Annotated in this window: 23 protein-coding genes; 1 reads left to right on the top strand and 22 read right to left on the bottom strand. The window is 39.6% G+C overall.

Annotation, left to right across the window (positions count from 1 at the left end):
- Window positions 1-17 precede the first annotated feature (17 nt).
- The 21 genes from BT112_RS17415 to BT112_RS17315 form a co-directional block, all read right to left on the bottom strand.
- Complete coding sequence (locus BT112_RS17415; protein ID WP_245777063.1) at window positions 18-5,540, bottom strand: helicase-related protein; 5,523 nt, start codon at window positions 5,538-5,540, stop codon at window positions 18-20.
- A gap of 85 nt (window positions 5,541-5,625) precedes the next feature.
- On the bottom strand, window positions 5,626-6,054 hold the full coding sequence (locus BT112_RS17410; RefSeq protein WP_072318749.1) for a hypothetical protein: 429 nt from the start codon (window positions 6,052-6,054) through the stop codon (window positions 5,626-5,628).
- Between the two features lie 12 nt (window positions 6,055-6,066).
- A complete protein-coding gene (locus tag BT112_RS17405; protein WP_072318748.1) occupies window positions 6,067-6,405 on the bottom strand; it encodes a DUF4134 domain-containing protein in 339 nt (112 codons plus the stop codon).
- A 140-nt stretch (window positions 6,406-6,545) separates the two neighbouring features.
- Entirely contained in the window at window positions 6,546-7,028 is a 483-nt protein-coding gene (locus BT112_RS17400; RefSeq protein ID WP_072318747.1) for a hypothetical protein, read from the bottom strand.
- A 241-nt stretch (window positions 7,029-7,269) separates the two neighbouring features.
- The gene (locus BT112_RS17395; RefSeq protein ID WP_072318746.1) at window positions 7,270-7,800 is read right to left on the bottom strand and encodes a hypothetical protein; all 531 of its coding nucleotides are present in this window, start codon (window positions 7,798-7,800) and stop codon (window positions 7,270-7,272) included.
- Window positions 7,801-7,812: 12 nt separating this feature from the next.
- Window positions 7,813-9,021, bottom strand: a complete 1,209-nt coding sequence (locus BT112_RS17390) for a hypothetical protein (protein ID WP_072318745.1) — start codon at window positions 9,019-9,021, stop codon at window positions 7,813-7,815.
- A 79-nt stretch (window positions 9,022-9,100) separates the two neighbouring features.
- Complete coding sequence (locus BT112_RS17385) at window positions 9,101-9,439, bottom strand: cupin domain-containing protein (protein WP_072318744.1); 339 nt, start codon at window positions 9,437-9,439, stop codon at window positions 9,101-9,103.
- Between the two features lie 12 nt (window positions 9,440-9,451).
- Window positions 9,452-10,003 (bottom strand): DUF1572 family protein, encoded by a 552-nt coding sequence (locus BT112_RS17380; RefSeq protein ID WP_072318743.1) that lies wholly within the window; start codon window positions 10,001-10,003, stop codon window positions 9,452-9,454.
- Complete coding sequence (locus tag BT112_RS17375; protein ID WP_052123355.1) at window positions 9,996-10,646, bottom strand: cysteine hydrolase family protein; 651 nt, start codon at window positions 10,644-10,646, stop codon at window positions 9,996-9,998. The genes BT112_RS17380 and BT112_RS17375 overlap by 8 nt, the downstream gene beginning before the upstream one ends.
- A gap of 4 nt (window positions 10,647-10,650) precedes the next feature.
- Window positions 10,651-10,998, bottom strand: a complete 348-nt coding sequence (locus tag BT112_RS17370; RefSeq protein ID WP_072318742.1) for a nuclear transport factor 2 family protein — start codon at window positions 10,996-10,998, stop codon at window positions 10,651-10,653.
- Window positions 10,999-11,004: 6 nt separating this feature from the next.
- Complete coding sequence (locus BT112_RS17365; protein WP_072318741.1) at window positions 11,005-11,508, bottom strand: DinB family protein; 504 nt, start codon at window positions 11,506-11,508, stop codon at window positions 11,005-11,007.
- 7 nt (window positions 11,509-11,515) lie between these two features.
- Window positions 11,516-11,971, bottom strand: a complete 456-nt coding sequence (locus BT112_RS17360; RefSeq protein ID WP_052123353.1) for a PaaI family thioesterase — start codon at window positions 11,969-11,971, stop codon at window positions 11,516-11,518.
- The gene (locus BT112_RS17355; protein ID WP_072318740.1) at window positions 11,955-12,665 is read right to left on the bottom strand and encodes a type 1 glutamine amidotransferase; all 711 of its coding nucleotides are present in this window, start codon (window positions 12,663-12,665) and stop codon (window positions 11,955-11,957) included. The genes BT112_RS17360 and BT112_RS17355 overlap by 17 nt, the downstream gene beginning before the upstream one ends.
- Window positions 12,662-13,402, bottom strand: a complete 741-nt coding sequence (locus BT112_RS17350; RefSeq protein ID WP_072318739.1) for a YggS family pyridoxal phosphate-dependent enzyme — start codon at window positions 13,400-13,402, stop codon at window positions 12,662-12,664. The genes BT112_RS17355 and BT112_RS17350 overlap by 4 nt, the downstream gene beginning before the upstream one ends.
- Window positions 13,392-14,120 carry an AAA family ATPase gene (locus BT112_RS17345; protein WP_072318738.1) on the bottom strand — a complete coding sequence of 243 codons (729 nt, stop codon included), beginning with the start codon at window positions 14,118-14,120 and terminating at the stop codon, window positions 13,392-13,394. The genes BT112_RS17350 and BT112_RS17345 overlap by 11 nt, the downstream gene beginning before the upstream one ends.
- 256 nt (window positions 14,121-14,376) lie before the next feature.
- A complete protein-coding gene (locus BT112_RS17340) occupies window positions 14,377-14,811 on the bottom strand; it encodes a GNAT family N-acetyltransferase (protein ID WP_035133571.1) in 435 nt (144 codons plus the stop codon).
- The gene (locus BT112_RS17335; protein ID WP_072318737.1) at window positions 14,802-15,335 is read right to left on the bottom strand and encodes a YfiT family bacillithiol transferase; all 534 of its coding nucleotides are present in this window, start codon (window positions 15,333-15,335) and stop codon (window positions 14,802-14,804) included. The genes BT112_RS17340 and BT112_RS17335 overlap by 10 nt, the downstream gene beginning before the upstream one ends.
- A gap of 12 nt (window positions 15,336-15,347) precedes the next feature.
- Complete coding sequence (locus BT112_RS17330) at window positions 15,348-16,406, bottom strand: branched-chain amino acid aminotransferase (RefSeq protein WP_072318736.1); 1,059 nt, start codon at window positions 16,404-16,406, stop codon at window positions 15,348-15,350.
- A gap of 6 nt (window positions 16,407-16,412) precedes the next feature.
- A complete protein-coding gene (locus BT112_RS17325) occupies window positions 16,413-16,877 on the bottom strand; it encodes a GNAT family N-acetyltransferase (RefSeq protein ID WP_072318734.1) in 465 nt (154 codons plus the stop codon).
- Window positions 16,874-17,383: a GNAT family N-acetyltransferase gene (locus BT112_RS17320; RefSeq protein WP_072318732.1), complete on the bottom strand. Its 510-nt coding sequence runs from the start codon at window positions 17,381-17,383 to the stop codon at window positions 16,874-16,876. The genes BT112_RS17325 and BT112_RS17320 overlap by 4 nt, the downstream gene beginning before the upstream one ends.
- Window positions 17,380-18,282, bottom strand: coding sequence for an EamA family transporter (locus BT112_RS17315; RefSeq protein WP_072318730.1), 903 nt, complete (start codon window positions 18,280-18,282; stop codon window positions 17,380-17,382). Before BT112_RS17315 ends, BT112_RS17320 begins: the two co-directional genes overlap by 4 nt.
- 44 nt (window positions 18,283-18,326) lie before the next feature.
- Between BT112_RS17315 and BT112_RS17310 the strand changes: the two genes are divergently transcribed.
- Window positions 18,327-18,671 (top strand): GntR family transcriptional regulator, encoded by a 345-nt coding sequence (locus BT112_RS17310; protein ID WP_072318728.1) that lies wholly within the window; start codon window positions 18,327-18,329, stop codon window positions 18,669-18,671.
- 33 nt (window positions 18,672-18,704) lie between these two features.
- Here the strand turns inward: BT112_RS17310 and BT112_RS17305 are convergent.
- The coding region (locus BT112_RS17305) for an ATP-binding protein (protein ID WP_175545815.1) at window positions 18,705-18,934 on the bottom strand (230 nt) is incomplete at its 5' end.

Raw genomic sequence — 18,934 nt, 5'->3', positions numbered from 1 at the left:
ACGTTTCTTTTTTAATGTTACAATCGCATCCTGCTACGGGGACGCTCCGATGCCGAAGCAGCTACTACAGACTCTTTGACGGCATGCCCGTTTGTTTGATGTTCCCCGAGTTTGATGACCGGGGTTTGTTCTTCATCCGGTTCATTGGGTTGGTGTTGCTTTAACTGGTTTTCCTGAATCTTAATGGCGATCTGCCGTTCCAGATTGGCGAGTTCTGTTTTCAGTTCCCGCAGCTCGTGCTCCTTGGTAAAAGGTTTGGAGGTGAGTTTTTCAATCTTGGGAAGTTCGGTTTTCAGATCGAAAAGGTTCCGTTCATACCGCTCTTTAAGATGCTCCACCCGGTCAATGGCATTTAAAAAATGCCGTGCTGCCAGTTTCGGATTATCCGTATTGGGCAAACCGTTATTGTAGGTATATTTAATCCCCTCACTTTCCCTTTGTGCATAGAAGCTATTGGAATACCGGTATTCGAACAATCCGTTTTCTTCGTAGGCTTCCTGTTGCCTGCGGATGTATAGCTGAAAACCGTACAGGTTACCAATTTTTTCTTCGTGCTGCCCGGCTTTTGGCTTCCAGTTTTGATACAACTGGATAATGTGTTTGCCTATAGCTTCACTGTCCCGACCAGTTTTCCCGTCCAATTGAATGGGGTTAGCTTTAGTACCTTCTTTGGTCATCTGGAGACGGTCTTTATACACGGCTGCATCGTCAGAAAGCTTTCCGAGTGTTTTTTCCGTGGAAGCATGATCGTTTTGCAGTTTTTCCAACTGGTATTTATGACGGGTGAGTTCCCTAAAATGCGAATGTTTCAGGCTTTCCATTACCGCCACTTTCTTTTCCAGTTTGCTTTTTTCCAAAAGGGAGGTATCCCCAGAAAGGATGGCGATGTATTCGGAGAAGTTCATACCGCTTTTTTCATCTACAGCCCCTTCATCAATGGTACGGACATTGAGTTCACTGTTTTTCATTTGGGAAATGAAGGTCTGTTTGTTTTTAAGCAAGTTGAATTTGTAGTTGTCCAGCGATTGCTCCACGGCATAGACGAAATTCTGTACCTGATTGCCATAATATTCTTTGGCAATACGGTTACCCTGCCTTGCCCCACGGCCGTTGCGCTGTTCCAGTTCCGAAGGCTTCCAGGGAATATCCAAATGGTGTATCGCCACCACACGCTCCTGTACATTCAAACCGGTACCCGCTTTTTCCGTACTTCCAAGCAGGATGCGGATTTCACCCCGGTTCATCTTACGGAAAAGTTCCGGTTTCTTGCGATCCGTCCAGTCATGAATAAAAGTGACTTCCCCGGCAGGGATATGGAAATCCCTCACCAGTTTTTCCTTCAGGGTATCATAAATATTAAAACGGTCCGGTTTGGGGGTTCCTATATCCGAAAAGACAATCTGCGTCCCTTTATGAGGTTGGGTATTATTATAAATTTCAGCGATCTTTCTTGCTGCGGTGTTCACCTTGTTATCCGGATGGTCTCCGTATTTCCAATCATCTACCAATCGCATATCGGCTGCCATTTTCTTGGCGTAATTGGTTGCAATGAGCATACGCCCTTTATCTTCTTCGGGGGTCAGCCTGCCACGCCCGATGAGTTCTCCATCACCGGTCTTGGCGAATTGCATCAGGTTTTTTATAAAGACCGATTGCTGTGGTGTAGGCGGAATATTGACCAGGGTTTCCCTGAGTTCCGGTTTGTCCAGGTTGATGTGTTTGGCGGTTTTGTAATCGGTAATCTCGTTATAGAACAAAGCCAACTCAGGAACTTTGATAAAATGACGGAAGCGTTCTTTGGCAATGATTTCATTGGTAACACTAAACTCAAAGTCGGTGGTTTTGCGGGCAAATACCGCTGCCCAGCCGTCAAAATTCTCAATGCGTTGGCGTTCCATTTCTTTAGGGCGTAGGTATTTGAATAGTAGGTACATTTCCGTCAGGCTGTTGGAAATGGGTGTACCCGATAAGAAGGTCACACAGAGGTCGGAATTGAAACGCTCCTGCAAAGTGCGCACGGCAAAAAGCATATTAAGTGCTTTTTGGCTGCCTGCCATATTGCCCAATCCGGCCACTCGGTTATGACGTGTGGTAAAGGTCAGGTTTTTGAATTTATGGGATTCGTCCACAAACAAATGGTCAACACCCATTTCCTTAAAGTTGATGCCCGTATCTTTCTTTTCTTCAATGTCTTTGAGTACCGTTTTTAATTTTCCTTCGAGGTTGTTTTTTCGTATTTCCAGTCCTTTGAGCATCTTTTTGGAAATCGCCCCGCCCAACTCCCTGACAGTATTCAGGTCACGTTCGATATGATCCAGTTCCGTCCGGAAGATCTGTTGCTGCATTTCCGGAGACTGTGGTATTTTACCAAACTGGTCATGGGTAAGGATAATACAATCCCAGTTGTTGTTTTTGATTTCATGGAATAAGCGTAGCCTTTTAGTGGGGGTAAAATCATTTTGCCCCGGGGACAATATCCGGGCGTGGGGATAGGCTTTTCGATAGGTTTCCGCAATTTGATTGACATTGGCTTTCAGGGCAAGGATCATCGGTTTTTGGACAATACCGAGCCGTTTCATTTCCTGAGCGGAAACAATCATGGTGAGGGTTTTTCCCAATCCCACTTCGTGATCGATCAGTGCGCCCCTGTTTTGGATAATGCGCCAGGCAGCATTTTTCTGACTGCTGTACAAATCTTCAATGCCCAAAGCCTTTTTGTCCAGTCCGGGAAAGTTCAGGTGACTACCGTCAAATTCCCGTAATACATAACAATTGAAGGTATCGTTGTACAGGTTTTCGATATGCTTTTTATCGGTATCCGGCAATTCTTTGAGCCAATCTATAAAGCCATTGCGTATCTGGTCGATCTTTTGGTGCGCCAGTTGAATGGCTTCATTATCGGGCACCCGTATGCTTTTGCCATCGCCAACGGATACCTCATAGGTGAAAAACGGTGTTGTATTTTCCAAAGCATGTTCCAGCAAGGTATAGCCGTAGGTAGTCCGTCCGCTTTTCGGGGTGACGGCAAATTCCCGGGCTACTTTGGTATTCATCCCGGTGGTGACCTTAAAGGCATCCAATGAAGGAAAATAATTGATACCCGTATGTTGCTCGAAGAGTTCCGCAGCAAAACGTTCGTAATAGCTTACGGGAATCCAGCGTTCGCCCAGGTTAAAATCCAATAGTTCGAAAGGGATGCGTTCGGGTTGAACTTTTTCCAAAGCGGTCAGGCTTCTTTGTACTTGTGGGGTATCATTCTCAGCACCCGTTTGTTGTTTTGCCTGTCGTAATTTTTCCACTACGTTACCGCTCAGGAACTGATCTGCGGTTTCCCAATCTTTGCTTACCGGGTTCAGGTAAATATGCTCGCCCAAATGGGCAATGGTTTCCGGTTCCTCCAATCCCATGGCCGCACCAATAAACCCGATATCCACCTTTCCGGTATCATTCAGGCTATGTGCCAGGGCTTCAATCGGGTCATCGGTGACAAAACGTTTTACGGATACCTGAGCAGTGCTGGTCAGCATATCGGACTTGACAAAATGTTCACCTTCCCTGCGTTCCAAAGAGGATAACATGGTCAAACCGAAAGCGATATCTTCCAATATGCGTCTACGGTTACCTTGGCTGTTTAACTGCCCATATTGGGAAATAAATTGATCATAACGCTGGTTCAACTCATCCCGTTCGGTTTGGGGAACCGGAGTTCTTGTAGTTTCTTTTTCGGAAATTTTTAGGTACTCATCCCGAAGGGTTATATAGTGTTCATAGAAACGCTTATCGGTTTGCATACCCAGGGGTTGGAACACCGCATTTTTAAAATCATTATCAATTTCGGAAAGCGTACCCACTTGTCCCTGATAAACGATCAGTGTACCTTCTTTATGAAACGGGTGTATATTGGTAAAGGGACGTGCTGCCTGCCCGTTTAATTGAAATACTCCTTCTAAGGTTTGATCACCTTCGTAAGTAAACGCATGGCCAAACCCTTGCAATTCCCCGGACAGGTTTTGCAGTTCATGTCCCAATAAGCGGGCATCCATCCAGTTGGCGGAGAAATGATCAATCTCCTTGACGTTGGAATATAGTTTATATAGGTAGCGATTGGATTTTTGTTGTTTGGCTGCCAAGAGTACAATACTCTCGTGCGTAGGCTTATCAGTAGTACGAATGGTACTGATAAGCCGTGCACTTTCTTTTCGAACGACGGTGGCATCCAAAGGGTTGATATAGGCTATGGCACGGTTGATCTGTTCTGCCGGTGCCGTATCAAAAAGCCCTAACTGTACCGAAACGGTTTCTGCTTTATTCTCAGGCATCGGAAGATAAGTCAGCTTCCTGCCACCAAATTCCTGTTTTTCTATTGGTAGGGATTGACTTTGGAAATAACGCTCCCGATTTAAACGGGTATTAAAACCTTCGGTAATCGTCTGTCCAAGTTTTTCACGAATGTCATTGAGGTCGCCTTGCTGCCATACGGTTTCGTGTGCCTGTCCGTATTGATTTTTACCCGGTTGGAGGGTATTTCCCGTAATGATATCCCGATGCTGTTGAATATAGCTATTGCTATGGTAGGTTCCATATTCATTCTCTAATGATACGGTAGTCACCAGTAAGGTTTCTTCTTCGGATAGGGTTTCTTTTGTTGCATTCTTTTGAACAATCAATAGGTGGTTGGGAGCTTCGGTATTGCCGGTATCCTTCATCAGGTTGTCGGGCATAACTGATAGGCTTATAAAATCCGCTTTTTCGAATAGGTATTCCCTCGCTTTTTGATTGGACGGGCTGTTTAAGAAAGCATCGGTGGTAATATAAGCCATGAGACCGCCATCAGCTAGTTTGTCTAATCCCTTGGCAAAAAAGTAATTGTGTATTTTTCCAGATAGTGCTTTATTGGGATAAACCTCATCATATACCGAAAAATTGCCGAACGGAATATTGCTGACGATAAGGTCATAGCTGGAATTTTCGGTTATCGGGGTTTCTTCAAAACCGGTGATATGGGTTTCTGCCGGAACAGGAAGCGTACTGTTGATGGCAGAGAGTACCAACCCGGAAAGGGTATCTTTCTCTACGGCGGTAATCTGTTCCAATTCAGGAAAAGCCTTTACCGCTTCACTGATAAAAATACCGGAACCTGCCGAAGGTTCGTACAATCGTTTGGGGTGCAGATTTTGTGCTGCCAGAACAGTGTATAAGGTTTCGGGAACTACCTGCGGGGTATAAAAGGCGGTCAGCACACTATTGCGCAAAGAAGAAATAATTTCCCGATATTGAGTTTCGGTATAGTTTTCCTTTAGCAGGTCATGCAGCTCCATAATATCTGCATGGTGTTTCAGGTCTTCTTTGGTAGCCCCATTGGCTGACCATTCTTCCTGTGTACCATAAGGGTATAGGATAGCCTTGATCCCTCCAAAACCTGAGAATTTTTTCAGGTTCGAGACTTCATCCGGACTTAGTTCTTTACCGTCTTGATGGCTCAGGGCGATTCGGATCGCCCTGATATTGTCCTGTAGTTTTTCTGAAATATTGTAAGCCATATCCACACATTTTTCATTCTCACAATTCCTTTATGGCTGTAAAGCCGTCCTCTTTTCCTAATGACCGGCTTTTTCGTATTGGTAGTTAACTCAGATATTCGTGTACCTGTCCGATGACAGTGTACCGTAGCTGCCTGTCCTCTTCATTTGCTGCATTGAATCCGTATCCGTCAAAAATGTCCTTGCAGTAAGCAATCAGGTTGACGACTTCATAGGTGAGCGTGCCGCTTTCCCGTAACCGCTCATAGTCGGCAGAAAATTCTTCTTCAAGTATGGAAAGGAGGTAGTGGTAACGGGAAGGTTTAAGCTCTTCAGTCATCTGCTCCAGACATAATTCTTCCACAACATAATCGGGTCGGTTTTCAGAAAGTAATTGTTCCGCCAAAGGCATAATGTCCTTTATTTTTGAATCCAGATAGCTGGTCACCGAATAGTCTTCCTGCAAATTGAACATCAATTCGGGATTGTTGTGGACGATAAACGCCCACAACTTTTCTTTTAATTGCGTCTGCATACTTCAGGGATTTTAGATACCGAAGAACGACTGGATGACGGTAGCCACAACCACCAGAAAAATACAACTACCAAACCAGGCGGCCGCTACCTTTCCGGTGTCCTGATCGCCGTTGTTCCATTTTTGATAGACCTTTACGGCGCCGATTAAGCCTAGCAATGCACCTACGGCATACATCAGGTTGGTGCCTGCGGCAAAGTAGCTGCGTACTTTGGTGTTGGCTTCGTTGATCCCCTCAATACCATCCTGTGCATAAGCACTGTATTGAATGGCTAATAATGCCATAGCGGCACAAATGGTAATAACCTTTTTTCGGTTAAACTTTGTTGTTTTCTTACTGCACATTTTCATAACTCACATTTTTAAAGTTTAAAATCAAAAGTTTTTTAGAAATAAAAAGCGGAACGGTTTCGCCGTTACTGACCCATCCATTCTGTCACACATCGCCTTACGCCCGGGGTTGAACAGGGAAACACGTTCCGCTGGGATTGCTACCTTTCCTCGCTCCACAACGCATCCACTTCATCTTCATTAAAGGCACCAATCCCTTGTTTTTCGCACTCCGATACAATCAGTTCATTGACCGAAGGACGGAGTACGGATGTTTTTACGGAGGGAAATTCTTTAAGGACAAGGCGTAGGTACTTCCTGAATTCTTCCTTGACAAGTTGTTTGCCAAGCGCATCGGCAATCATCGTTTTCACTTTTTCGATCAGGTATTCTACTTCTGCGAATTCGTCATCGGTATATTCATCTGTAGATACCGAAATATTTTCTGAAGCTTCATTTTCCAGAGTGGGATGATGATCAGGAAAACCGGGACACGGGGATGTCTTTTGGGGGAGTTTTCGTTTTCCTGCCAACAGGGCTTTAAGGTTATCGGAAAAATACCGTACCCCAACAAACAAATAATAAATAGCTAGTAGTATGGAGACCGCCAACAGGTAGTCTGTCCATGAAATCTGGGTAAACATACGCCTCTCATTTTATCGTTCTACAATTCAACTCGGCATTTAATGTCGGGTCGTTTACATTAATCTCGATAGCAAAGAAACGAAGGCAGGCAGGGCGCTACAAGTCCAACTTTTGGCTGGAACCTTTTTGTAACCATTGGAACCTTAATGAAATAGATGTCTTTCGTGAAGAGATTATTCAAAAAAAAGAGAACATTCTTAAAAAGTTCTCTTTTGTAACTATGATATGGAAAAATGATTTTTATGGCTTTATCAGTTTCCATTTGCCATCTGTGAAACGTAGTGTAGCGGAGCGATCAATCGGTTTGGAAAAATCACGTTTCATCAAGACAGAAAATGGGGTGATATTGGTACAGGTTACTGTATAAGTCACCGGGATAGATGTTTTTCCATTGGATTCAGAACTGTTTCCGAGTTTGATGTTATCTATGGTTTCTTCTGCAATCTTTACTTTTTGAATGTCGAGCTTCCTTTCCTTTGCTGTAGGTTTAATCAGATACGGTTGGGCTGCTTCGGTAAAAGAGATTAACGGTGAACCGATATCTTTTAATCTTTGTGTTTTTTGAATGGCAACCATTCCTTTCTCATCAAGCTTTAAATCCAGCAACTTTTTAGCATGAGCAGGATCACTACAAAAGATTTCATAATCAATAGTACGTGGAAAGTTTAGATCATCATTGATTCTTTTTAAGACAGTCTCCTTATCAGGTTTTTGATTTGTTTGACACCCAATCACAGGGATGATAATGAATATGAGAAATAGTTTTTTCATAGTATAGTGGTTTTAATATTCTTTGATTTTTTTAATAATTCGTTCCAGGGTTTCAATGGCTATTTGTTTGTCTCGTTCTTCTGCTACATACGATTTGCTACGCATGCCATCGTAGGACAGGTCTTCTTTATAAGGGGTTGATAAATGGGGTACTATAGTTTTAAATATCTGGCTCATTGACTTTGCAACCAATATTCGTAGCTCATCGGAAGCACGAAGGATAAGCCCTATCTGGTCAGTAGAAAGCATACAAAGCACTTTCTGCTTCTCCTTTGCGGTTGATTGCTTTTCTACTGGGTTTTCCTTTTTACTTTGCAGCGGGACAACTGATAGATGTAATTTCTTTTCTAGGTAAAGAATCTCTTGTGTAAACCAATTTCCCAAAATTGTTTCCAGATCATGATAGTTAGGGTTCAGTACCAAACTTGGCTTGCGATGTAATTGGTTGAAAGCTTTGTAATAGTATAGCAATCTATCCATTTTCTCAATAGAATTATCACAGCTATTAATACATTGAGAAATACGTTCAGTAAGTAAATTAATGTAGCCTTTACTGTTGAAATTTAAATAGATTAGTAGCTCATCAATAGGAGAAAAAGCTTTATTATTTACTGAATTCCAATCTATTTCTTCCAACCCCCGTACCAGATCTTTTTTGTAAAAAATATCTCTAAAAGCTATTTTATATCTCAAGTTGGTGTCTGTAAAACGATATAATCTCTTTAATACAATATCCATAACAGGATTTGTAATTCTTTTATGTTTTGATTTTAATCTATCCAATTTTTTCCTGAGCTCTTTACGTGTTACCGAAAGATAGGTTTCTGGGACCTCTTCTTCAGGGCTTAGATAATTGGCAAAGTGGGTTTCTATGAAAGAAAGAAGTTCGTCAATATTTACAAGTAAGCTCTTATAGGTATTCTTTAAAATTAATTTCCTTGGGATTGCCGCTTTTTGATTTTCTAGAGTTTGATTTAATAATATGATAAAGGAAGAGTGGTATTGTTTGATAAGCAGTTTTATTTCATTTTCCTTGTTTGTGGAAAAGACCTGGCTTTTTATGAGTAGTTGTAAACGAAGATTTTCTTCAGAAATTCGAAGGATAATATTATTTAACTGCACATCGGTAATTGCCCCTATATCTGTTTTGGAAGGGTTGAGCGTGACTGTAATAAGTAGATCGAGCCATTCAAGTGGATATGATTTGTTTGCATTTTTCAAGATAATTCATTTGCGGACTCTATTCTTACAGTTAATTATATATTCTTCCTTTTTATAATATTCAGGTTGTTTTATAGGATTATAAATTGATTCTATCCATAGGATTGCCAGGAAATGATATCACTAAAAAACGTAGGTATTCTGAGTGTCTATTACAAATTTTATGAAATTGTTTTTTTTCAATTTTAATCCCTTCATTTTGTTTTACAACAATTTCTTTTTTGTTGAGTAGAAATGTTGCAACGCCTTCAAGAATATAAAAGAATTGCGCAGTTTCATTATGATAATGTGTTTGTTCTTCCGTATTTAGTGGCATTTTTTCTTCTTTGATGATGACTTGGTCTGATTGTATTAATGTCCAGGCATCACAATGATTTCCCCATGTGTAGTGAAGGGTATTTTCTGTATTTGTAATCATAATTTTTAGAGGTTATAAGTCATCTGTATAATGTCTTTTGCTTTTCTCCTGTGAAAATTTTCGATTGTTGTAATCTCCTGATTTATTTCTGGCTATGGATAATGTATTCCACGCTTCGTTTTTCAGCATTTTGGCAATGAAAACCATCTGACCAATATGATATGGGTAGTGAGCTAATTGTCTATTAATGGCTTCTACTACGGTATGGCCATCATTCCGTATATAAATAATTTTTTCCAAGTCTTTTTCTGATAATTGTTCAAGCGTAGTTAAGAGACATTCCCATCCTTTATTCCAATAGTTCATCATTTCTGTTTTGTTCAAAAATGAATTCGTAAATTCAGAATCCCTATTACGCCAGCCCTTTTCTCCATCTGTGGTTAGAAAATCGGTAAATCTTGATAACATATTTCCAGCAATATGATTTACTAGAATGGCGATGCTATTGCTTTCTTCATTGTATTGCCAAAACAATTGTTCTTCAGTTAGTTGTTCCATCGCTTTTTCTCCTAACATTTTATAATAGAGAAACTGTTTTTTAATGCTTTCCAAATAACTATTCATCTCTTTTGGTTTTGATTATATTTTTTAATTCTTTAACGGAGCAAATACCTACACCTATCCCTTTCAATTCATCGATACCTTTGGGGTAAATTCCGGAGATAGTCTCAGGAACAATACTAATATGGTAATCTCTTTCACTAGCTTCATATATGGTAGCTCTGGGGCAATTGGGGAAATTGCAGCCTGCAATCAACAACGAATTGATTTGATGACTGGTAAGCCAATCATCTAATTGTGTGCTATAGAAAGCTCCCCAGCGAGGTTTATAGACTATAAAATCATAAGGGGCTATTGGTATAATCTGACCGTTTAGCAGCGATATATCTGAATAATTTTCCGCATTTTCGGGTAATAATTCCGTAACTATTTTAGCTCCATTACTACCCGGGGAAACGATTTTTTTACCATCTTGAAACAAGCTCTTTCTGCATAGCTCAGCATTACTGCCATCCTCTTTATAAAGTCTAATGACGTGTATGACCGGAAGTTGGCAGTTACGAAATACAGATGCCAGTTTGGCAATATTTTCCGTAACGTCTTCGGTTCCCTGTATATATGATGCACCATCTTTTTTTGCAAAATCCTTTTGCATGTCAATGATGATCAAGGCACTCCTATTCCAATTCATTTTTGTGTATTCCATTTTCTTACTGGATTTTATAATGTGCTCTTACTTTACTTACTTTTCCTTCATTATTCAATTCCATATATTCTGCCGAAAAGGAGTTATTTACACTTCGGTAAAACAAAACGATTGAATGAGATCCTTTGAGTTCGTGATATAATTCAAAGTGCAGGTCGGGGTATTTTTGCAGGGCTTTTGAAAAATAATCCTTTAAATCACTTTTATTGGAAATTTTACCTTCTGCGTTTATTCCCATTTGCTGGATAATAGGAGATACAAAATCAATTTTTTCGCTGTAATGCTCCATTATTTTATTCAAATCGTGACTGTTCCACGCCATGAGCCACTCCTGTGCAAAATCTGTATTCATATCCGTTTATTTTAATCGACTGTTTTGAATAATTTCTTCTGAACTCAATCCAAACATTGGCGGTGTCTTTACATCCAACAGGTTCAGATAAATATAAAGCTGTGCTCTGTGATGAATTTCGTGTTCGGTCATTGCACGAAGCCACTTCCATACCGTAATAGGTGTATTGGCTGGTGTCAGGCATTTTCGTTGCAAATCATCATTGCTAAGCTTTTTTAAAATAGCTAATGCTTCCTCGTGTTTCTCATTAAAATACCCGATTATCTCATTGTATCCATCTGCTAATTCTTTACCACAACCGCTATAGCTACATGGCTTTCCTAAAATGGTTTCGGCAAACATATATCTTTCTATTGCTGCAATATGACGTATTTGGTCGGCTATGGTAAACTTTCCGGGTCTATACGCCCAATCCATGTATTCTGGTGGAATAACAGCTATCAATCGGTTCGTCCGTTCCCTGATTTTTCCGTAATAGTCCAGAAAGGTGTTGATATTGGTTATTTCCATAATTCGTTCAGTCTATTTGTTTGTCAGGCGCTTTTTTAGATAACTGCATTAAGGTTACTAATGAAGTTGCCGCTAGTGTTTCCTCGCCTTTATTCGTAATACTAAATACATCCGAACGTACCACAGTAAGTACTTTTCCGTTTTTTACCACCTGCGCTTTAGCCACCAATTGTTCTCCAAAAGCGGGGTTTAGATAATTCACTTTTAATTCAACCGTAGTAAAGTAACTGTCTTCCGGTTTTGCCGAAGCTCCTGCATAACCAGAGGAAACATCTACTAAAGTAGCAATGGTACTGCCGTTGAACATTCCTGCGGGGCGAGCCATAAATTCTTGTTTAGCAACGGTAATTTCAAAATAGCCCTCGCCAATTCCGGTTATTTCTGCTCCAAATAATTCCATCATTTTGGAACGATTAAAACTTTCCTGTAGTTGCTTTTTTCGTTCGTTACTGATTGTTTTCATAGAACCAATTATTTAAAAATTCATTCATAAGTGTGTTGCACGTACTTGTGTTTTGTACCCCTGTATGGATTTCTGCTTCAGATTGTACATAAGAAAGCGGTTCTATGTCTTCTTTTCCATTTTCAAGCATTTGCAATAAGCTGGTTTGTGTTACTTCCAAATGAAATTGAAGTCCTATTACATTTTTATTGTAGTAAAAAGCCTGATGCGCATTAGCTTCTGAATACAATAGGTCTAAACTTCCGTTATCAGGAATATCGAACCGGTCTCCGTGCCAGTGAAAGACGATGGGGTTATTGCTGAACAGCTTATAAAACCAAGGTAGCTTTTTACTTTCTTCGGTAGGAAAAACCGGAAACCAACCTATCTCTTTATGAGTGGCAGGAGATACTTTTGCACCTAAACAATCCGCAATGAGTTGTGCACCCAAACAAATTCCCAATACTTTTTTACCTGCGGCTATACAGGATTTGATAAACAATTTTTCTGCCTTTAACCATTGATATACCGATTCTTCGTAAATACCCATTGGGCCTCCCAGTACAATCAAGGCATCTATCTCTGAAATATCAGGTAGTAGAAACCCGGGATCATAAAATTTTGTGGAGGATATTTTGTGTTCTTTGTCATCCAACCAGATTTTAATAGCTCCTAAACCTTCAAAGGGTACGTGTTGTAAATAATGGACATTCATAGGTATGCTTTATTTTCATTCCAATAATAACTGTCAGGGTACATACGCTGCCCGAAGACTGCTGTGCCCACCCTGACTATTGTAGCCCCTTCTTTTATGGCTGTTTCTAAATCTGCACTCATTCCCATTGACAATTCCTTCATTACGACGTTGGGGATATTTAAAGCAATAATTTCCTGCTGTATGTTTTTCAGTAAGCGGAAACATTGACGGACTTTTTCCGTTTCGGCACTAAATAATCCTATGGTCATTAATCCTTTTATTTTTAGTCTATCGAATTTTGCTACTTGTTGCACCAAGTCAATAGCTTTGCTTGGATGTACACCGAATTTACTTTCTTCATTAGAAGTGTTTACTTGTATAAAAACCTCTATTTCCTTGTTCTCAAATTCCAATCGCTGTTGTAATTTCTCTGCTAAGTCCAACCGGTCAAGGGATTGAATGCAAGAGACCTCATGTTTTAAAATTTCTTTGATCTTATTGGTCTGTAAATGCCCGATAAAATGACTGATGTGCGGGGTGCCTTTTAAGGCATCGTATTTAGCCTTTAATTCCTGCACCTTATTTTCGGCAATCAATGTTTGTCCTGAATTTAAAGCTGCTTTAATACGCTCTGGCGAAACGGTTTTGGTGGCCAATAGTAATTTTACCTCACTACAATCACGATTGCTTTCGGTACAGGCGTTTTGTATTCGCTGTTGAATAGTTTGCAGGTTATGTATTATTTCACTGTTCATATTGCATTGCTTTTTCCTGTTGCCCTAACTCATCCAGCAACATAGATTTTATAAGTGTGTAGGTATAATCTTTAGCTTCAGCAAATGATAGATTATAATCCCTTTTAATAGTTTGTATATTTTCGGGAAATACAGCCAGCAATTTGTTGTAATAGCTGTCTAATAATTCCTTGCTAGGCAAGCTGTATTTAATCCTAATCTGAAATCTCCTTATCAATGCTGTGTCAATCATTTCCTTATGATTCGTGGCGCAAATCAACAAGGCATTTTCAGGCAAATAATCCATTAATTGGATAATGGTATTTACTAATCTTCTCATTTCCCCTACATCCTTCTCATCGTTTCCCCTTGCTTTGCCTACCTGGTCAAATTCATCTAAAAACAACACCGACTTTTCCCTGCCTGCTTTATCAAAAATCTGTTTGAGGTTTTTTGATGTTTCCCCTATTCGAGAACAGACAATATTGCTCAAATTGAGTATAAGGATGTTTTTACCCAAACTACTTGCAATAGCTTTTGCAGTCATTGTTTTACCACATCCTGAACTGCCGTGAAGCAAAATTTTATTATTAACAGGCAGCCCGTATTTTGATAGTTCGTTAATGTGTTTGTGTTCCCTAATGAGTTGCTTTATTTGATCTTGATTTTCACAGTCAAGTAAGACCTCATCAAGGAGAACCTTTTCTTTATCATTTATAAGCAGATCATATACATTCATAAATTTATTGCTATTCTAAATATTCATTTTTCGAAAATGAATATTGGTTGTATTTTCTAAAGTTTTAATCCCTAATTGAGGGTTTCTCTTTTCGAGGCCTGCCCCAAAATTTTAAAAAGGCGGTTCGATTCATAAATTGTGGAATCGCCCCAAGGTTATTGATTTGAGGTCGGAAATGGATTTGAACCATTGTAAAGGATATTGCGTATCCTTGCCTAACCACTCAGCCATCCGACCTTTTATGTTATTTCAACAGCTATTTGCTGTATAAATTATTTCTTTTTATCTCCATAAGTCTTTCCGGGTTTTCAGGAGATTGGAAACCGAATTTGCTATATAGTGCGTGTGCATCGAGTGTAGCCAATAATATCCTTCTCATTCCTTTTACGTTGTCTAAACTCATTATATATTCCATCAGTTTTTTGGAGAGTCCTTCTCCTCGGTGCTGTTCCAGAATATACACATCTGCCAAATAAGCAAATGTGGTATAATCCGTAATCAGTCTGGCAAAGCCTATTTGTTTGTCGGCTAGAAACACTCCGATACAAAAAGAGTGCTGCAATGCTTTTTCAACCTGTTCCTTAGAAATCCCTTTTGCCCAATAGCTCTCCATGCATAGAAATTGGTGAATAGCCTGGATATCCATATTGTTATACCCTGTTTTTATGCTGTAGTTTTTCTTCAATTCCATCCCATTTTTTCTTTTGTATTTACAATGTGCGCCAAATGATGTTCGCAGTGCCAACTGTATTTGTCCATTGCCTGAGCTATAGTCTGGTTTTTTTGGAGTTCAGGATGAAAAAAAGATTTTTGCCAATCTTTTTCTTCCAGATTTTCCAAAAGAGCAACCCAGCGCTCATGAATCCCTTCGAGAATTTTTAGAGAAGGTTCAATGTCTGTTAGTTTGGCATCAAACAGGTCTGCCCAAGGCTTTTCTGCAAAAGGTTTAATACTTGGATTTTCTTCGGTCAACGCAAATTTGATACGTGCAAAACAATTTATATTACTGTCTGCCAGATGATGAATAACCTGCCTGACTGTCCAACCATTTTCCCGGTACGGGGTGTCCAATTGAAGCTGCGTGAGCGACTGTGCTTCTTCTTTGATACGGAAAGGCAATGATGCAATAGTAGCAATCCATTGTTGTTGCATCTGCTGATGCAATTCCAGGTTTTCTTTATATCGGCCTATTGGATATTGATCTTTTTCATTCATACGATGCTTATTTTAGATAAAGTGATTCCACGAGTGGGTGTCTTTAGTTCTTCCTTTTCGGATGTTCTCCAAAGCTGTTTTCAGTTGAAACATCATAGCATCGTCCCCTATATAAGGGGAATAGTCTTTGTCTTGTATCTGAATGCTATATACAGGGGAAATGACTGCTGCAGTACCCACACCAAAAAGTTCCACTCGATTTCCGGCATTAAACGCATCTTCCAGCTCTTGATAGCTAATAGCCCGTTCTTCCACCTTCATTCCTTTATCCCTGGCAATCTGGATAATGGAATTTCGGGTTACCCCATCCAGGATAGAAGTACTTAAACGTGGAGTGATGAGTGTATCCTTGAGCATTACCATCATATTCATAGTTCCGGCTTCTTCCAAAAACTGATGTGTTTTGGCATCTGTCCAGATAATTTGATCGAACCCCTTTTCTTTTGCCTGTTGTGTAGGGTAAAAGGCAGCTCCGTAGTTTCCGCCACATTTTACGTAGCCCACACCGCCTTCTGCTGCCCTAACGTATTCGGTTTCAACTTTTACCTTTACCGGTTTGGGATAGTACAGCCCCATCGGGGTACAGGTAATACAAAACGTATAGTTGTCAGCCACTTTAACCCCCAAACGTGGCTCCGTAGCAAAAACAAACGGGCGGATATATAGACTTACTTCTTTATCCTGTGGAATCCAATGCTGTTCAAGCCTTACTAATTCTTCCAAAGCATTGATGAAAAGCTCTTTTTCTATGGGCGGCATGCACATACGCTCCAAAGAACGATTGAAACGTTGGTGATGCTTTTCGGGGCGAAAAATATGTACTTGACCGTTATCTTGACGAAAAGCTTTCATTCCTTCAAAAACGGTTTGCCCATAGTGAAGACAAAGCGCAAAAGGACTTAATGAAAAATGTTGTGTGGGTACAATTCTATGAGACCTCCAGTTTCCATGATCATATTCGCTCAGGAATAGGTGATCGGTAGGCTGTGTCCCAAAATTAAAATCATCATAATTGAATGCTGATTGTTTACTCTGATCATTTTTGTGAATGTCTATTGCCATTGTTTCCATAGCTTACTATTTTATGTTTAATTCCATTTTAGTGTCTGCTCTTTTATAAATGCCCTGTTCCATGGGTATTTGTTGAAACCCAAATTTTTTATAAATGCTTAAAGCAGGTTTTAAAGCAGATTGAGTATAGAGCACTAATTTTTTTACTTCTAGTTCTTTTGCTTTTTCCAGGGCTGATTTACATAGTTTTGTACCTGCCCCAAGTCCGTGAAAAGCCTCGTCCACAGCCATTTTGGTAAGTTCCATAGTAGCATTGTCTATTTTTTTCAGTGCCACTGCACCTATTACCGTTTGATTATGAAGCGCAAATAAAATTTCTCCCCCATCTTTTAAAATAGCTTCTTCAGGATGAGTTAGGACATAGTTGTCAATAGCTTCCAATACAAAATGTTTTTCAATCCAAGCTTTGTTGAATTTTTCAAAGTAAGGTTGCCATTCAGGACGGTATGGTGCTATGTGTATGTTTGTCATAATTTTATTTCAAATAAGCTGACTTCAATATTGTTGTAATGGGCAGGAAGATTACTTTTAGGGGGCAATTGTTTTTTCCCGATTAACCGGAACCCTAAGTTTTGGTAATAGGTTATCAATTTCTTATTACTGGCCCAAGTATCAATTCTTATAAATTTCTTTTTGCATTTAAAGGCTTCAATCATAGCCCATTCTACAACTCTTTTAGCTATATTTTTCCCTCTGTAATTGTTGAGAATTGCCATTCGATGTAGATAGATGGCTTCCTTTCCTTTATCATCATTCCAAATAATGGGGTCAACATTCATTACGGAAAAAACGCCTGCAATTTCATCTTCGTCAGTCACTACCTTAAAATTTCTTTTCTCTTCAATCTCTTGTTTTATGAAAGATGAGCTGAATGGATACCAACTGTAACCAGTTTGATGATGTTGATATGCAATTGCTTCTGTGTATATTTTTTCAACAATGGAAATATCTGTTATGATGGTTTGTTCTATTCTCATTGTATTACCATTTTTCTATATCCTCTGTTAATACAATACACACCGGAAAGTGTAGCGGTTAAAGCTAATAGCGTTATATCCGTAAGGGGTTCATTCAGGAAAAAATACCCTAGCATAATGGCTATAAATGGATTGATGTATGCGTATAAAGAGGAGACACCAATGGGTAAATGTTTCAGGGCATATACAAAACTGGAGTAAGCGATAATAGAGCCAAATACGACAAGGTATGCCAATGCCCATATACTTTTGCCTGAAATTACTTTTAGTTCTGTGTAGTCGTCTAAAAAGAGGCTAAAAAGCACTAATGTAATCCCTCCCGTGAGCAGTTGTAAGGCTGCATTTTGGAAAACATTTTTATGATTTAAAATTTTGAACTTACTGAAGACACTTCCCGAAGCCCATGCCAGGCAGGCTCCAAATGCAATAAGCATTCCTAGAAAATATTCAGGATTGGCAATATCTTTTAGATTATCCCTGAAAATGAGTATGATTCCCAAACAACCCAATATCAATCCAAATAAGATCAAAATATGCGGTCTTCTTCTATCAAAACCAAACAGATAGCTGATTACTACCACAAATACAGGAATAAGTGATAATATCAATGCGGCCAGTCCACTGGTAATGTAACGTTCGCACCAACCAATTACGCCATTGCCTAAAGTGACCATTAAAATACCGGTAATGGATTGATTAAGTAAATCCGATCTTCTAAGCTGAAGTTTTCCAATGATTTTTAATGCGACCAGCATGATGCCTCCTGCCATGATTTGCCGAATAGCAGAAAATAGAAAGGGAGGAAAAGTGGCTACGCCTATTCGGATTGCAAAGTAGGTAGAGCCCCATACTAAGCATACGATAATAAGAGATACATATGCTAATAGATTTTTATTCATAGCAAGTAGGTAATTTTTATAACAAAATAAAGCAGAAAAAATGAATGGTTACAGATACAATTTTATTAATTTTGACGGATACAGATTTTATAATGAAGACTACACTATATCAAAAAATTGCCGAAACATTATCAGATCAGATTCAAAGCGGCACTATAAAGACCGGGGAAAAAATGCCTTCTCTTAGAGATCTAAAGAGAGAATATGGGGTTAGTATGAACACGGTTATTCAGGCCTACCTGGAACTGGAATCACAAGGGTTAATTATCTCCAGACCTAAATCAGGGTATTTTGTTAATTACAAACCCAATCAATTATCTGTACCCTCAACTGGAAAGAACGGACAAAGTGAGCCACCTAAAACGGATAAAAGTGAGCAGTGTAAATGAAGTGTTTAAAATCGATTCATTCTTGGTGTAAAGTTAGCTTTTATTTCTTAGTTTTTTCCGCATAGATTCTCCCTTAATATTAATCCGGTGTGCGGTATGTACCAGGCGATCTAAAATAGCGTCCGCAATAGTCTGTTCCCCGATGGTTTGATGCCAGGCCTCTATAGGAAGCTGGGAAGCCATAATGGTGGAGCGTTTTCCGTGCCTGTCTTCGATAATTTCCATCAACGTTTGCCTATTGATATGATCTAAGCCTTTTAATC

Origin of the sequence: Sinomicrobium oceani, assembly GCF_900119185.1 — a bacterium.
Classification (GTDB): Bacteria; Bacteroidota; Bacteroidia; order Flavobacteriales; family Flavobacteriaceae; genus Sinomicrobium; species Sinomicrobium oceani.
The sequence above is the reverse complement of the archived record's forward strand: the minus strand, read 5'-3'. Positions and strand labels throughout refer to the sequence as shown.